18 protein-coding genes are annotated in these 16,559 nt (G+C 41.2%); 9 read left to right on the top strand and 9 right to left on the bottom strand.

All coding sequences use genetic code 11. The features are described from left to right. Positions 1-187: 187 nt before the first annotated feature. The 6 genes from BACPLE_RS13675 (at position 188) to bla (ending at position 5,199) form a co-directional block, all read left to right on the top strand. On the top strand, positions 188-694 hold the full coding sequence (locus BACPLE_RS13675) for a methylated-DNA--[protein]-cysteine S-methyltransferase (protein WP_007562975.1): 507 nt from the start codon (positions 188-190) through the stop codon (positions 692-694). Positions 695-700: 6 nt separating this feature from the next. Further along, the gene (locus BACPLE_RS13680; RefSeq protein WP_007562976.1) at positions 701-1,345 is read left to right on the top strand and encodes an HAD family hydrolase; all 645 of its coding nucleotides are present in this window, start codon (positions 701-703) and stop codon (positions 1,343-1,345) included. A gap of 148 nt (positions 1,346-1,493) precedes the next feature. Then, entirely contained in the window at positions 1,494-1,811 is a 318-nt protein-coding gene (gene rplU, locus BACPLE_RS13685) for a 50S ribosomal protein L21 (protein WP_040313291.1), read from the top strand. 21 nt (positions 1,812-1,832) lie between these two features. Then, positions 1,833-2,096 (top strand): 50S ribosomal protein L27, encoded by a 264-nt coding sequence (rpmA, locus tag BACPLE_RS13690; protein ID WP_007562978.1) that lies wholly within the window; start codon positions 1,833-1,835, stop codon positions 2,094-2,096. A gap of 180 nt (positions 2,097-2,276) precedes the next feature. After that, a complete protein-coding gene (locus BACPLE_RS13695; protein ID WP_007562980.1) occupies positions 2,277-4,196 on the top strand; it encodes a BACON domain-containing protein in 1,920 nt (639 codons plus the stop codon). 109 nt (positions 4,197-4,305) lie between these two features. Further along, positions 4,306-5,199 (top strand): class A beta-lactamase, subclass A2, encoded by an 894-nt coding sequence (gene bla / locus BACPLE_RS13700; protein ID WP_007562981.1) that lies wholly within the window; start codon positions 4,306-4,308, stop codon positions 5,197-5,199. Here bla and BACPLE_RS13705 read toward each other — a convergent pair. Beyond that, positions 5,178-6,476 (bottom strand): cytidylate kinase family protein, encoded by a 1,299-nt coding sequence (locus BACPLE_RS13705; protein WP_007562982.1) that lies wholly within the window; start codon positions 6,474-6,476, stop codon positions 5,178-5,180. The two genes, bla and BACPLE_RS13705, sit on opposite strands and share 22 nt — an antisense overlap. 125 nt (positions 6,477-6,601) lie before the next feature. On the opposite strand from BACPLE_RS13705, the gene BACPLE_RS18630 reads away from it, so the two are divergent. Further along, complete coding sequence (locus BACPLE_RS18630) at positions 6,602-7,498, top strand: helix-turn-helix domain-containing protein (RefSeq protein WP_007562983.1); 897 nt, start codon at positions 6,602-6,604, stop codon at positions 7,496-7,498. Here the strand turns inward: BACPLE_RS18630 and BACPLE_RS13715 are convergent. The 5 genes from BACPLE_RS13715 to BACPLE_RS18980 form a co-directional block, all read right to left on the bottom strand. After that, a complete protein-coding gene (locus BACPLE_RS13715) occupies positions 7,495-8,271 on the bottom strand; it encodes an SDR family oxidoreductase (protein ID WP_007562984.1) in 777 nt (258 codons plus the stop codon). The genes BACPLE_RS18630 and BACPLE_RS13715 overlap by 4 nt on opposite strands. Positions 8,272-8,362: 91 nt before the next feature. Next, a complete protein-coding gene (locus tag BACPLE_RS13720; RefSeq protein WP_157131894.1) occupies positions 8,363-10,699 on the bottom strand; it encodes a CHAT domain-containing protein in 2,337 nt (778 codons plus the stop codon). Between the two features lie 53 nt (positions 10,700-10,752). After that, positions 10,753-11,502, bottom strand: a complete 750-nt coding sequence (locus BACPLE_RS13725) for a hypothetical protein (protein WP_007562986.1) — start codon at positions 11,500-11,502, stop codon at positions 10,753-10,755. A gap of 3 nt (positions 11,503-11,505) precedes the next feature. After that, positions 11,506-12,015 carry an RNA polymerase sigma factor gene (locus tag BACPLE_RS13730; RefSeq protein WP_148374566.1) on the bottom strand — a complete coding sequence of 170 codons (510 nt, stop codon included), beginning with the start codon at positions 12,013-12,015 and terminating at the stop codon, positions 11,506-11,508. An 86-nt stretch (positions 12,016-12,101) separates the two neighbouring features. Continuing rightward, entirely contained in the window at positions 12,102-13,028 is a 927-nt protein-coding gene (locus BACPLE_RS18980; protein WP_040313229.1) for a caspase family protein, read from the bottom strand. Between the two features lie 187 nt (positions 13,029-13,215). On the opposite strand from BACPLE_RS18980, the gene BACPLE_RS13740 reads away from it, so the two are divergent. Together BACPLE_RS13740 and BACPLE_RS13745 are read left to right on the top strand one after the other, a co-directional pair. Continuing rightward, a complete protein-coding gene (locus BACPLE_RS13740; protein WP_040313294.1) occupies positions 13,216-13,794 on the top strand; it encodes a hypothetical protein in 579 nt (192 codons plus the stop codon). Positions 13,795-13,824: 30 nt separating this feature from the next. Further along, on the top strand, positions 13,825-14,244 hold the full coding sequence (locus tag BACPLE_RS13745) for a DUF4878 domain-containing protein (RefSeq protein ID WP_007562996.1): 420 nt from the start codon (positions 13,825-13,827) through the stop codon (positions 14,242-14,244). 85 nt (positions 14,245-14,329) lie between these two features. Here BACPLE_RS13745 and BACPLE_RS13750 read toward each other — a convergent pair whose 3' ends face one another. From BACPLE_RS13750 to BACPLE_RS13760, 3 genes are all read right to left on the bottom strand, one after another. Beyond that, positions 14,330-15,193: a fimbrillin family protein gene (locus BACPLE_RS13750; RefSeq protein WP_007562998.1), complete on the bottom strand. Its 864-nt coding sequence runs from the start codon at positions 15,191-15,193 to the stop codon at positions 14,330-14,332. A 250-nt stretch (positions 15,194-15,443) separates the two neighbouring features. Further along, positions 15,444-16,205, bottom strand: coding sequence for an SDR family NAD(P)-dependent oxidoreductase (locus BACPLE_RS13755; RefSeq protein WP_007563000.1), 762 nt, complete (start codon positions 16,203-16,205; stop codon positions 15,444-15,446). Between the two features lie 30 nt (positions 16,206-16,235). Continuing rightward, positions 16,236-16,469: a putative signal transducing protein gene (locus BACPLE_RS13760; RefSeq protein WP_007563002.1), complete on the bottom strand. Its 234-nt coding sequence runs from the start codon at positions 16,467-16,469 to the stop codon at positions 16,236-16,238. Positions 16,470-16,559 lie beyond the last annotated feature (90 nt).

Below are 16,559 nucleotides of genomic sequence, written 5' to 3' on the forward strand. Positions count from 1 at the left end.
AAAAACGTAAGGACGCCTTCTCAAAAACGCCTTTACGTTTTATCTTAAACGCCCTTGCGTTTGAACCAAAACGTACTTGTGTTTTACTTAAAACGCATTTACGTTTTTAGCTAAACGCAAAGGCGTTTTTTCGGGACTGTAAACCGTATCATTTTTCTACTCTTTCACCTCAAAAATACTGTTGAAAATGACTTTCACCTGTCACTATGATTCACCTTTGGGAGGAATCACGCTGGCTGCCACGGAAAGCGGACTGTGCGGCCTCTGGTTCGACGGACAAAAATATTTCGGTCACGGACTGAAAGAAGAAGCCATAGCGAAGGAAACTCCGTTGCTGCTTCAGACGCGGCAATGGCTCGATGTTTATTTCTCCGGCAGGCAACCCGATTTCTGCCCTCCCCTGCAACCTTCCGGCACTCATTTTCAGCAAACCGTCTGGCAAATCTTATCCACCATTCCTTACGGAGAAACCCAGACCTACAAAGATATAGCCATGGAAACCGCTCGCCGTTTAGGGCGTCCTCACATGGCGGCCCAAGCTGTAGGGAATGCCATCGGACACAACCCCATCAGCATCTTGATTCCTTGCCACCGCATAGTAGGAAGCAACGGAAGCCTGACCGGATACGCCGGCGGCATCTCGCGCAAGCAGTCACTTTTAAAACTAGAACATATACCTTATTATATAGAGTAAAATCGTATGAAATCTTACCAAGCCTATTTATTTGACTTTGACTATACCTTGGCCGATTCTTCCAAGGGGATTGTGATGTGCTACAGAAACGTACTTGAACGCCATGGATTCCATCAGGTGGACGACCTCTCTATCAAACGTACCATCGGAAAGACACTGGTTGATTCCTTTTCCATCATGACCGGAATAACCGACGCAGACACGCTGGAGACATTCCGGAAAGAATATGTCAAGGAAGCCGACCAGCACATGACGGCCAATACCGTACTTTTTCCGGAAACGGAAGAAGTGTTACGCGCCCTGAAAGCCAATGGAGCCCATATCGGTATCATCTCCACCAAGTACCGTTACCGCATCATGGAACTGATGGGTAAAATATTCCCCGAGGGATTCATTGACATCATCGTAGGAGGAGAAGATGTGAAAGAAGCCAAACCCTCACCCGAAGGTCTGCTGCAGGCCGCTTTTCGTCTGAACTGTCCGAAAGAGCAGATTCTCTACCTCGGCGACAGCACCGTCGATGCGGAAACCGCCCAAAATGCAGGAGTTGATTTTGCCGGAATTCTTCACGGAATGACCACTCATGAAGAACTGGCAGCCTATCCGCACACAGCCATTTTCCCCGATTTGCTTCCACTGATAAAAAAATAGGAAATATATCCGTTTTTTTCAGATAAATAGTTGGTTATGTAAATATAAAGCCGTAACTTTGCAGCCGATTTTAGTCCGTGTAGGTAAAAAAGTAGCTACAGAGAACAGCTCACCTTACGGAGGAAACCCGTTTAATATTTATTTTAAAATGTACGTAATCGTAGAAATTAACGGTCAGCAGTTCAAAGCAGAAGAAGGCAAGAAACTGTTCGTTCACCACATTCAGAATGCTGAAAACGGTGCAACTGTTGAATTTGACAAAGTCTTGTTGGTTGACAACAACGGTACTGTAACTGTAGGTGCTCCTACTGTAGATGGTGCAAAAGTGGTTTGCGAAGTAGCTTCTCACTTGGTAAAAGGTGACAAGGTATTGGTATTCCACAAGAAGAGAAGAAAAGGTTACAAGAAACTGAACGGTCATCGCCAGCAGTTTACTGAATTGACAATCAAACAAGTTATTGCTTAATCATTAAAAACGTAGAAGAAAATGGCACATAAGAAAGGTGTAGGTAGTTCTAAGAACGGCCGTGAATCAGCTAGTAAGAGATTAGGCGTAAAGATATTCGGTGGTTCAGCTTGCAAAGCTGGTAACATCATTGTTCGTCAAAGAGGAACAGTTCACAACCCGGGTGAAAACGTAGGTATGGGTAGTGACCACACTCTTTACGCATTGGTAGATGGTACTGTATGTTTCAAGAAAGGTCGCGAAGACAGAAGCTATGTTTCTGTAATTCCTTGCGCTGAAGCATAATCTACTGAAAATGAAATTGTAAAAAGGATATTCTTGCGAGAATATCCTTTTTTTATACCCCTCAAAAAACTGAAAACAAGTTTTTTCTTTTCCTTCAAATACTTGTACCCAACAAACAGCAATGTTTTTTTAAGTTTACTTTGTTATATAAATTATCTATCTATTAAAAACATTGTAAGCATGAAAAAAATCATTTTTTTATTCTGGCTTATTCTTGGGGCATTGTCACTATCATCATGCACTGAAGAAGAAGAAATCACACAAGGGGACATTGTGGGAGTAGTAACGGATGCTGCCAATGGCACACAACCTTTAAGCGGCGTACAAGTAAGCATCCTTCCTAATGGAGCTAGTACCAGTACGGGAAGTGATGGAAAATTCAGCTTTCCGAAACTGGAAGCCGGAGAGTACAAGATTCAATTTATGAAAGAAGGGTATGAAACCAACACAAAAAGTGTAACAGTCGTACCTGGACAGGTTTCCAATGCAGACATGCAGCTGATTGCCGTAAAACAGGACGCGCTTATACAAATCACTCCTTCTACATTAAACTTTGGAACTACACAGACGGAACTCTCCGTAAAAATTCAAAACAATGGCAATACAAGTACTGACTGGAGCCTGGATTTAGGAAGCCACACTTGGATTACAGCCAACCCGGCAGCCGGACAAATTGAGGCCGACAAACAGCAAAGCATCATTTTTACTGTAAACCGTGACAAGATAACCGAAGTACAAACTGTCATCATCAAGTTATCTGCATTTGGTAATTCTTTCCCAATCAGCGTAACGTGTGCTCCTAAAAATGCACAATCTTACATGAGTGTAGAGCCTGAAATCCTTGATTTTGGCAGCGACCTGCAAGAGTTACCTCTCACCATCAAGAATACAGGAAACACTGCCTTGAACTGGACTATTGCTGACCCGACAGAATCTGCTATCACTTTATCAGAGAACAGCGGCTCCATTACGGCACAAGGTTCTAAAGTTGTAAAGGTTTTTCTCAACCGCAGTAATGGAGAAGTAAACATCAACACTACTTTGGTAGTATCTGACGGAATTAAAGAACAAACCGTACAGATAGTCTCCGGTACAGAATCGCTAACTGGTATCATGAATATTGAACCTGAAATCCTTGATTTTGGGAAAGAAAGCAGTGAAGCATCGTTTACTATCAGTAATACCGGAAAGGGAGAATTAAACTGGTCTATCGAAGAAATCAATGAAAGCAGCCTGTCGGCAACTCCTACTGAAGGAAAAATTGCGGCAGGAAGCAGTCAGACTGTAAATGTGTTGTTAGATCGAGACAGTATGCCAGAAGAACTTAATGCTACACTGACTATTTCGGATGGAAAGACACAAAAGACTATCCAAATAACAGGACAGAAAGACAATTCTTCCAGCCTTGTAGTCGGTCAGGGACTTTATGCATACTACAAATTTGACGGAGACTTTAACGATGCAACAGAAAATGCCATTAATGGATTCGGAAATAACTCTCCGTCTTTTGTTGAAGGAATAGACGAAGGCTCACAGGCAGTTAAGTTCAGCCTTTCCGATAACAGTTCATTCATCGTTCCTAAACCTATTACTGACAGCCGCACCCTGACAGTCAGCTTCTGGGGAAAAGACTTCAGTGATGGCAATATTTTCTATTTGGTATCGTCTCACGACAATGCTTCCATGTTCACATTTACAATGAGTAATGGAAGTCTCAAGTTTGTGACAACACGTTATTATAATGAATACCAATATAGCAACAAGCCCACCTTCACACATCCAACTATCACAGATGGTAAATGGCACCATATTGCATTGGTCTCTGATTTTAATGTGACTGAAAATTCCAAAACTACCACTCTACTTTATGTAGATGGAGTTTTTGTAGATACTGTTACAGAAGATGTCAACCCATTTGAAGAAGGTACTCCTTCGCAAGCATCTTATGGCACAGGTATCAAATTCATCATGGGAGGCAATGTAACCATAGAAAGAAAAACCGTAAATGGAACAAATATGTCAATAGACAATTTCCGGGTATACAATACTCGCTGTCTTTCTGCCAATGAAATCAAACAAATTTATGATGCCAGACAATAAGTAAACTCCAGCTATAAAAAAATCCGGACATTCCTCAAAAAGAATGTCCGGATTTTTTTGTAACTTCTCCACCCAAAGGCTAACTTTGTAGAAAATTCTCTGCATTAATATGAAAACAAACCGTCTGATTCTCTTATTATTCATCCTGCTCCCAGCCTATGTACTGGCCGGCAATCGCTTTCAAAAACTATACGCCAATATCCATCAGTTTATCTCACAGCAAAAGGCTGAAGTGGGAGTAGCTATCATAGCAGACGGAAAAGATACTGTTACCGTAGAAAACAACCGACGCTACCCGTTGATGAGCGTATTCAAATTACATCAGGCACTGGCTGTGGGAGATTACTGTAAAAGACACCAGCTCTCCTTTGACACCTTACTTACCGTAGACAGCACTGACCTGCAGCCCAATACTTACAGTCCGTTAAGAGACCGATATCCTCACGGAGGGAAATTCTCACTCAAGCAATTAATGGAATATACCCTCCACTTAAGCGATAACAATGCATGCGACATCTTGTTTAAATTTACCGGAGGACCTGCGGTGACCGACCGTTATATCCGTAGTCTGGGAATCAACGATTTCTCTATCCAATATACAGAAGACGATATGCACCAAGACCTGAACCTTGGCTATGAAAACTGGAGCACTCCGCTGGCTACCGCAGAAGTCATCGAAGCCCTGCTTACCCGGACTTTATTTGACAAGCCTCATCAGGAATTCATCAAGGAATCTCTTATCACCTGTCAGACTGGAACAAACAGAATAGTCCATCCCCTACAAGACAAGCAAGTCACCGTAGGACATAAAACCGGTACCGGCGACCGTAACGCATCGGGACAACTCATTGCCATTAACGATGCCGGATTTGTGCAGCTCCCCAATGGCCACCGTTATACCCTGGTCATTTTTGTCAAAGACTCACAGGAAAGCATGGAGGATACGGAAGCCATTATCGCACAGATCTCTGAAATGGTTTATCAGGCCTTCTCCAAGCCCTGATAAATCCCTTTCACCAACTGACAAGCTGTTTTCAAGTCAAGAGCCCCGGTATTCAGCATCAAATCATACCGATGAGGTTCTCCCCATTTTTCTCCCGTGTAATACTCATAGTGATGAATACGGTTACGGTTCACTCGCTTGATTTCCGCTTCAGCACTTGCTTGTGCGATACCATATTCACTCACGCAACGGGTCACGGCATGAGATAAATCAGAATAACAGAATAGTTTCAACACTTTCGGATAGTCTTTCAATACAAAATCGGCACAGCGTCCCACAATGATACAAGATTCCTTTGCGGCCAGTTCCTGAATGATTTTGCTTTCCGACACAAACAATACGTCGTCTGAAGAAAGACTGGATTCCAACGGCTGCTCACTATTTTTTGAAAGAATGCACTTCAACCAGAATGAAGGAATGGACTGCTCGTTTTTCACAATATACTGTTCATCCATCCCACTCCGCTGGGCTGCCATACGTATGAATTCTTTATCATAAAGTTTGATGCCCAATTCTTTGGAAAGCATTTCACCCAGCAGATGCCCTCCACTACCATATTCACGTGCAATGGTAATGACCACATGCTGTCCCTTTGAGAACTCCGATACACTCCGCACAGAAGCATCTGTAATCCATTTATCCAGAAAGCGGTAATACGGGCTTACAAAATGTACTATCGGACCAACTACCAAAGCCGAAATCACGGTTCCTTCACGTACTCCATATACCCCCGACATAAAAACAAGCGACAACAAGCAGGCAATAGCCACCAGCGTCACATCAAATCCAAGTTTTATATAGCCGAACTCCCCGCGAAACCGACGGGTAATGACCTTTACAAAATATTCCCCGGCCATCATCGCGGCATTAGCCTTTACCTCAAGCGCAATTCCTACAGCCAGAATTACACACCCAACCAGCAAAGCTACAATCATATACACATATTCAACCGGATCAAGCCAGAAAAGAATATAATGCATACAAAGATCAATAAACATACCAAAGCAGAAAGAAATAGGAATCTGCAGAAGATACATGCGTAAATCAGATTTCAAGTCCTCACGTGTCATTAAGAACAATTCCAGTACCACGAAAAGAAGATTCAACAGAATGGTCCACTGACCAATGGTGAAAGGAGTGAACATACTCAATACATAAGTCACACTCGTAATAGGCGAAGTACCTAATGCAGCTTTGGTAATGAAGGCAATTCCTAGTGCATTGACAAACAAGGATATGCAAAACAGCAGGTAACGCCGGCACATAAATTTATTCATATTCGTTCTCTTTATCAAAAGTGCCGCAAAGTTCCCTCATTTTTTTCATTCCTTATTCATAAAAGGGAAACTAATTTTGGTCAAAAACGAAACAACTCTTAATTTTACCCACAAAAAGAAAGACAATGAATCCGACTTTGCTTGAAATCATACAAACGCATGGCAACAGAACTGAAAGCACATGCTACTGCGAACTTACTCCCTCATTAGTTCCTACAGGAAAAGCCGAATTGAAAGAAGGATTTTTCTTTCTTCTCGTCACAAACGGAACAGCCCAATTGACAGATGAATATCAGACTTATGAACTTCAGTCTGCACATTTAGTCATACTTACTCCCAGCACAAGGTGCATGATTCAAGCCATAAGTTCTCACTTCCAGGCCATACTCCTTTATCTGAAACCAACTTTCTTTGATAGCTTACCCGACGGACAGCCACTATATGAACAACTGGCACACTACTTGGGGCACTATCAGCTACCGATGTTTTTATTGAAAAACGAACAAGCTACTTACCTGCAAAAAATCTTCGCTCTATTTTCACCATGCAGAAATAATGCAGTCAACTATTACGACAGTATTCTGAACCACTTATGCAGTTTCTTTCTTCTACAGATAGCTGATATATTGACCCAAACCCGCCATGAAACCCCGGATTATGCAAGACGCTCTACTGATATTTTCAGACTATTCAAAAAAACATTGATGGAAAATTATCGCCAACACCATGACATAGGATTTTATGCAGAAAGTCTGCACATCTCAACCACCTACCTTTCACGTATCGTAAAACACATCACCGGACACACCGTCCGTTTTCATATCAGCGAATTGCTCTGTGCTGACGCGCGTAAGTTGCTGAAATGTACAGACCTGGATATTAAGGAAATTGCGGAAAAGTTAGGATTTTCAGACCAGTCTGTCTTTGGTAAATTTTTCGTAAAGAAGACAGGTATTTCTCCTATGAAATTCCGCACACAGCGAGAAAGAGACAAAAAGAATTATCTCCTTCCCGATACTTAAGGCTCATAAGTCCATCCACAATCATTATGATATACCATCAAACGGCTCATACCTCCATCGACCGTAATATTTTCTCCATTGATAAATGAATTACGCTCGTCACAAAGAAAATCCACCACACGGGCAATGTCGTCAGGTTCTCCCACCCTGCCTGACGGATGCTGAGCCATATCACCCGTACTATAGGCTGCTTCATAATGCGCTTCTTCATGATAGGCACCGGTATCAATCCATCCGGGAGCTATCGAATTCACACGCGCTACACCCGACAAACTAACGGCCAAAGCATGGGTCAGCGCTGTAATCCCTCCTTTGGCTGCTGTATAGCTCTCCGTATCCGGCTGTGACTGAAATGCACGTGTAGACGAAATGTTTACAATCGCTCCCATCCCTTGGAAATGGTCTTTGAACAACCGGGCCAACATATAAGGTGCCACTACTCCCACACGCTGCACATACAGGAAATCTTCATACTCACAGTCTGAAAGGATACCTCCCCGCATCAGGCAAGCATTATTAATCAGGCAATGTATACCTTCAGGGTGTTCACGAAGCACCAAAGCTACAAATTCCTCTAAGTCCTGCTTTTCTGCCACATCGCCGACAAAACCAGTCACCTGCCAGCCTTTTTTACGCATTTTTTCCATCTGAGCAAGAGTAGCCTGCCGATTCTGGTCTATAAAATATACACTATCACCTTGAGAAGCAAAATGTGCTACGATGCAACGGCCAATGCCTCCAGCTCCACCTGTCACTACTATAATTCTATTCATAATACTTTTTATATTTTCAATTCTTCTTTGTATCTAAATATCCAAACTCATCCAAATAAAAATTTATGGGACACAATATCTCCCCTATCAATTACTCGAATAAAACGAATCCAGTCCATAAAAATTCATTCTCCGGATCTACATTCATCAGTTCACGCTGCGTTCTGCAAAAGGCATCGAACATACTGTTTCCCTCCATCCAATAACGGTAAAAAGTGGTAATAAACGAAATCGTCTCCGAATCAGATATATTGTTCACATTTGCAAGAACGGCTTTAGCTCCTGCCACTTTGAATGCCCTTATCAGTCCAAACAATCCTTCTCCATCTTTCGTTTCTCCAGAAGCCGACCGACAAGCCGATAGAATCACTAAATCCGTCCCAAACAAATTCATCTGTGATACATCCTGCGCTGTAACAATCCCCGAATCTATCGCATCATAAGGAACTGGTTTGTTCCAATAGCGATTCGCTCCTGTGAGTAAAAATCCATGCCGCATCATCGGATCTTTATACGCACTGGTTCCTATCCATGAATTCTCTTTAAAAGATACAATTCTTCCATCCGAAACAGTTTCATCATATAGCAATGAAAAACCATGAGTAGCAATATGAATCACACTATGTGGCGCTGTTCGAAAAGACAACTGAAGGAAATTGGACTTATTAGCCTCACGACCTAAAAACAAATGTGATTTCCATCCTTCGGGCAACATGGTATCTATACGGCACAGTTCCTCTCTACTTCCAGGTAGATATTGTGCTCCCTGGCCACGCATTCCTTTCAATGAAGGAGGGGCAGAAAAATAAGCTCCTCCAAATCCATACAAGTCCCGTTTAAAATGTATACTATCGGCCTGTTCCTGCTTTAACTTTACGAAATCACTGGTACTCAGCAAATAATGCAAATTATATATATCCAATAGTTTTTTCTTCTGAAACGGAATGTTACTCCATTGAAAATCAATCAAATCACCCTCCAGACAAAAATACAAATCCTTCCGATTTCCAAGAAACTGATAAATTGGATTCCATATTTTCTCTATTTCCTGATTTTTCAAAAGAATACGAAAAAGATCCCGCTTCTTTGGCAATAACACCATGCCCGGCGAAGATGAATCAGAAGTAACCACTAAAGCCACATACTGCCTGTCAAAAAAATTAATCGGTAAATCTATTATTTTCACAAGCGCTTCATGCGGCTCCAAGTATTTTTTTAAATCATTCCAGTCTGTCCATTCCACAGAAGTATTTTTCAATAATCTCTTATTTTTAATCAGAGACACTTGCTTTCGTTTCAAAGCCATCAGTTCGGTCTGCAACTGAAATTTATTGAAATAAAGAGGATTTCCTGGCAATAAATAGTAATCAGAAGCCGTATAAATAGAATCTATCGCTTGCTGCAAGTCCACAATAAGCGGCTGCCTTCCCTCTTCTGTCTGACAAATAGGAGAAGGACCGATAGATAATATATCTTCTTTCAATAAACTATAATCTAGCAACAATTCACTGACAGGGCCATACTCAATATGACGGAGTGAAAAGTATTGCACCGTATCCAGATAGTATTGCAACAACAGACCTATTTCCTTTTTCTCCTCTGCCAGCAAATAAGGAATATCTTTATTCAAATATTTCCTGATTTCAATCAGCAATAACCGATAAGTTTGAATGGCTTGCGTCAAATCTCCTTTTTCTTCATATCGACGTGCTATCTGCATCACACATAAGTAAAACAAGAGTAAAGTCCCTTTACGAAGAATTTCATCTTTTGTAAAGACTGGGGAAACAAGCTGTCTTAACCCAGCTATGACCTCTTGTGCCCCTCCAACAGAAGGCTGCATAAGGTACTGAATAGTACGTTTTTGACAAGTAACATCAGCTAATAAGCACGTATCATAACACTGAATCAAATCCAAAGCTTCCTCACTGGAAGTCAGTGCCTTTTGCATCTCCCCTTTCTTTATTCTGTACAAAGCACAATCCGACAAATAACGAGCCTTACATTTTTGAAACCAGTTGCTATAAAAAATGTGCAGACTATCCGGTTGTTCCGGATAGTTTTCCAAAATAGTTTTGACACGGACCAGATTCGTACTTACTTTCAACAAATTGAATATGGAAGCTATTTCCAGACCACTTTCTTCATCCTTATCGATAAGCTTTCTATTCCTGCTTAAACTGATTTCCAGATTTCGTAAGGCTATTTCCAAATAGTACCACGAAAAATCACAATTTTCCAACTTCCGGTTGAATATTCTCTCTGCCTCTTCTGATAGTGCAAAACAAAGTGAAGGATAAGCTTTCTCTTGCCAGTCCACACTCTTTGTATAAAGCCTCCAGGCATATTGCAGGCTGTCATCAGTAAGTGTCTGCAAATAAGGTGTCTGGTTCAATTCTGAAAAATCCTTAGCGCATACAAAACTCACTTTTAAGATGCATAACAATACAATTGCAAGCAAGCGAAAACGAAAGAACCTCATCAGAACCATCGACGTTGATTTAATGTATCATAAATTTTTTGCGCCTCTTCACTATACAGCCCTTCCTTCTTACTGATACGAAAAGCCAAATCCAGCGCATCCTTCCTTTTTCCGTCATGCAACAAACAGCCAAGCAGCAACCAATCTCCGGCCTCCTTATTTTCACCTTTCAGAAGTTCCTCTGCTAATACATATGCCTGCTCAATGCTATCTTGATACAGGCAAGCTATCCCGACCGACATCTTACTCTCCTCTGTAAGGAAAGACAAATAGCCTTCAACCGACAACTGCCGATAGTAATTCACCAAACTGTCATTCTTTCCTTCTGAGTACCATTGTGCTATACGACGATTTATTCTTGCAGTCTCAGGAGTAGAAAAGCCACCAGAACGGGCACTCTCCCATACAGGAGGAGTATATACCGTCTGCCAAACTTCCCGAGTCTGGAAACGATACGTTCTCCCATAAAAGCCAAGGCTTATCATAAGTACACACAGACAAGCTGCCGCCCAACGAATCCGCATATCGTAAAATAATCGATGTTTCTTAGACTGCAATCCACGTAAAATATCCGCTTCTGCCTTCTTCCTTTCAGCCTCCACCACCAATTGCCTGAGAAAGACCTGCTCTTTAAGCGTTTCTTCCCTCTCCATACGAGCAATAAAAGCATCTTCTTCTTCCGGAGTCATTTCATAATTCAGAAAACGATCAATCTCATCCTGCATCCGATTGTCTTTATATCTATCCATAGCTTATTTTTTCAATTTATAATAAATACCCCTGCTTTCCAGTCTACGTTTCAGTTCAAAAGAGAAACGGCGCATGCAGGAATTCTTTTTACTCTTAGCCACATCCGCCGACTGATATCCCATCTGCTCTGCTATATCACTCATGCTCAATCTTTCCCAATAAAAGAGCTGTAATATCCGGTTACATACCGTATCACACTCATTAACCAACCTGCCAGCCTCTTCCAAAGCACTTTTCCAGTCTGTATCCGGCAAAAGTTCGCTTATCCATCCAGCAACAAGAGGACGTTCACTTTTCTTCTGAAGCTTCTTCAATACAAGATTTTTACCAATCCCCAATAAGTATGTCAAAAGCGAAGCATCCTGCTTCTGATATTTCCCAGTACGGATATTATCCATCATTAGCAGAAAGCTGTCATGATAAATATCTGATACCACATCTTCCTCAAGCTGGTACCGTTTCTGTATATAGCCAATAAACTGCCCTCTATACAAAGTATAAAGTTGCTCCATGCCCTTTTCTGAAAAAATATTCTCAGAAACAGACTGACTAGCACTTCGTTTTTTCCAATTAAACAGCAAACGCATGAATTCTAAATTTAATGGATCACAGACAATACAAACCTCTCTTTTTCATCGCTACATTCCATATAAGGATGCTGCAATCTGGCCAATGCACTTGAAGGCAATTGCCGCATAGTCTTTTCAATTATCTTACACCAGTCTCCGGCCGTAAATGCCTGAGAATTCCGTGTGGCCACCTGCACAAAACTATAAGTCAATTTTCCATAATGACATCGAGATTTCCGACTATAATACTCATAATTTGTTTCTTCCGGTTTACAAGCACTCAAGACCAATGCCGGAGCCAGATTGTCAAGCGGCTTCAATTTCAGACTTCGTTCCAGATGTGTTCCGGGTTTCGGACAATATCCATCCGGAGCAAAAATCATATTGACACCACGTATAAACAAACCAGGTGTATACCTATTTGCAGTCCCGCTATGACAGGCATCCAAAAGCACAAAAACCTGTCCCGTTCTCCCGGCTTTATGCCTTAATCTATCAATCCAGCTACCCAGTTCATCATCACAAAGATGTTTCTCTCCCTCGTATACACTGGGAAGATACCAGCACAATGCATCATAAGGAATCAAAGCCTCATCCAATCCGTCTTCTTCATCCCCGTTCAAGTCCATCATCTGCTGCCCATGGCAAGAAAAATGCAAAAACAAATAATCGCCTGGAACTGTATTGTCACACAACTGTTGCAAAGACTTATCTATAGCTTCCTTTGTAGCCTTTTCATTTTTCAACAATATAATCTGACTATAATGATGCCTTCTCAATAATTCAGCTATCAATACCCCATCATTATCCCCATGAATATTCTCCCATCCCCCATCTGCCGGGTACTCACCAATAGCCACAATCAATGCTCTTCCTGTACGGGCATTAACAAGACTTCCCCATCCCCATACAAACATAAATAACACACAGAAAAAGCGGAAAAAACTCATATGCATAAAAAAAGTGCAATTGTCCGTTTACCTTTTACTACTTTGATGGATAAAGATAAAAAAGATGTTTTGAATATTACTACTCAAAACACCTTTTTCTGCAAACAAGGTTTTTGTCATTTGGTAACAATCTTGTTTTGAATGAGAGTAGCGATTATTTTAATTTAAATTTGCAATATTAAAAAACATGGCCATGAATCGGAAATTGAATATTTCATATTACACAGCAAAAAAGATGTTGATGGAATTGCTTGCCAATGATAAGTTGCTGGAAGATGAAGATATAAAAGAGATGCTGAAAGATATGGCGTTACAGAAGGGGAAGACCGATACATGCTTTAAAGACACACCCATTGTCATAGACACACAATGCCGTCTGTTCTTTCCTATATATAGCGAAAAAGAAGTAAAAATGTCATATTTGCCCAAGACCGTATACATATTTTTCCTGCTACATCACACAGGAGTGGAGTTCAAAAATCTGGATAGTTACATGAAAGAACTATATCAGATTTACCAAATTGTATCTGAAGAAAAAAACATAGAAGCGGGGAAAATCAAAAGAAGCCTCAGCAATCTGGTGGCTCCGGGAAATAACCGAATCTATGAAATCTGTTCTGTAGTACGGAGGAAATTATCGGAAATTCTTCCAACAGAACTTGTTGCGCAATATGCAATTACAGGAAAGTGGGGAGGACTACACAAAATTGAAGTAGAACGTTCGCTTGTAGATATCAGACATAAAAAATTAAAGCAAATCGCATTTGAATAATCATTATTGTTTCACATAAATATATTAAGTATGAAAAAACTAACTATGATGCTAATAGCTGCATGTGGCATATTACTGGCTGCATGTTCGTCAAACACTCCGACCAACACCGTTGAGAAAGCATTTGATGCAATGATTAAGGGAGATTATGAAACTTACGTCAGAAGTTTCTATGTAGAAGACAAGTCTGAGCCTGAAAAAGTAGAAAATGACATTCAGGATTTAGTCAAAATGATACAACGAAATGCAGAAAATCACCCTGAAGAAAATATCAAGAGCTACGAAATTCTGAAAGAAGAATCAAGTAAAACCGGGAAATGGGTTCGGGTAGGCTACAAGCTAATTTATCAAAACGGAAAAGAAACCACCTCTGATTTCTACCTGACAAAAGATGAGGACGGCAGCTGGAAAATACAGATGTTCGGTACTGATAAATTAATGGAAGAATAAGCTCATAACATAATATAATAACGACACGGGGCTGACTCTATAAACCTAGAGTCAGCCCCGTGTCGTTATTAACCGAGCTATAGAATCAACCTATGGTCAATTCACCATCTACTGTAACCTGGTCTTCCCAAGCACCAATAGAACCACTTTCTACGACAATGCTGTCACGACCCACTTTCAGAGTAATGGTACTTTTGGCACCTCCCTTCAAATTAAGCTGAGAAGTCCCCAGCTGCTGCAACAAATCACTCAGAAGCATCGTCTTTACCTCACCACCTACGGTGATTTTCAAAGTAACATCAGCAGTCGGCTGTGGAACAAGGCAGAATGAAGCCTTAGTTCCAGTCACATTGTAATCTCCTTTTACAGATTTCACCTCCTTAATTACTCCCTGAGAAGCATCCACAACACACGTAGTTTTTGCATTCAACGAAAGAGTCAGACTCTTCAAATCATCAGCAGAATAACCATCACCAGCTGTAAAAGACAAGTCAAGACAATGTAAGGCATGATTAAAAGTCAAACGAATCGCCTCCGCTGTCCCTACCGTTACAGTCTGTGCCGCAGAAAGAAGCAAATCTCCATTCACAGCTGTTAACGTATTAAAATCAAAAGTTCCTTCCTGTGACACAGTCTGCTTGGGATAGCAAGCAGATAATTTTATCTGCCCGGTAATTCCTGCCGGATTAAGCATTCCCCAAGTAAGCCCATCTTCCTGATAAGCATAATCCAGAGATGGGTTATTCTCTACGCAAAGCGTCATCACATCACCTTTGGTAAAAGTACCACTTCCATCCTCCCCTAACTCTGGAGCACGAGATTGAGAAGATACGTCAGCCACAATTGTAACCGACTGACTGATGGCATCATTGGGGACTTCATTCGTGGTACACGAGGCTGTTACTAAAGCAGCAGCCATAAATGCATAAAAACTGTTTTTGTTCATCATATCTTTTTGTTTTTCCTGTTTTTACCTTAAAAAATATCTTATGATATCTCACTACTCTTGAAATACACATTATAAGCATTCCAATAATCAGTACCTGATAAATAGAATACGACTCATATCTACATTTAGTATTTACACCAGAATAGAAGACTTTGTTCAAATGATACCATAAAGAAACCGTATTTTTCTACTTTTTTCACCAAAAAAGAAACTAAAACAATAGATTACATTACAAATAAACTTTAGAATCTTATTTTTTTCGGGAACAAATCGTTCCTGTGGCCTGATATGTGGGCATCACCAGCACCTCTGCTATCTGTACATGAGCTGGAGCAGATGCCGCATAATACACTACCTCAGCAATATCATCCCCCGTCAACGGACGAATTCCTTCATACACGGCATCAGCCTTCTCTTTATCTCCACGGAAACGAACCACAGAGAAATTGGTTTCTACCATACCAGGTTTCACATTTGTCACACGCAAGGGGGTATCAACCAAGTCAATACGCAACCCGTCAGAAAGTGCCTTTACCGCCGCTTTAGTGGCACAATACACACTGCCACCCGCATAAGCCGCATCTCCCGCAATGGAACCTATATTGATAATATGTCCGCATCCACGTGCCACCATACCCGGCACAATCATCCGCGTCATAGCCAGTAAAGCTTTGATATTGGTGTCAATCACCACATCCCATTCATCAAGGGAGCCCTCATGTTCCTTGTCCATTCCAATGACCAGTCCGGCATTATTCACCAGCACGTCAATCTCTTTCCATTTTCCCTCTAAAGAGTCTACCGCCTGACGCATTGCCTCACGGTTACGCACATCAAAAGGTAAAGTAAGCACCTCTACTCCTTGCGCAGCCAACTCTTGTTTCAGACTCTCTAATTTTTCGATATTTCTTCCGTTCAATATTAAGTTACTACCCATGGCGGCAAACTTCCGCGCACATCCTTCACCGATGCCACTTGTAGCACCTGTAATAAAAACCAGCTTTCCTTTCATACATTCAATTTTATTTCCTGATTCATTAATTTATTTTCCACTCTTAAAAGCACTCAGCACCGCAAGGCCTTTTTCTGCATCCTCTTCCCTTATCATCACCTGTATCTGCTGAGCCGCCATCACAACAGGCCCATAACCACTACGCAGAGTATTGACTAAAAAGCAATCTATCCCTTCACTTTTCAAGATGCTCTCCAATAACTGACACTCCCACAACTCTCCACGATACAATTCTACTATTCGGCTCTGATTCATCGTATTCATTTTTTATGATATGCAAATATAAAAAAGCATTCTGACAAAATCAGCTCTGCATTCATTCTTTCATTTTTATTCGCTAAATATCGTGATATT

Source organism: Phocaeicola plebeius DSM 17135, from assembly GCF_000187895.1.
GTDB lineage: Bacteria > Bacteroidota > Bacteroidia > Bacteroidales > Bacteroidaceae > Phocaeicola > Phocaeicola plebeius.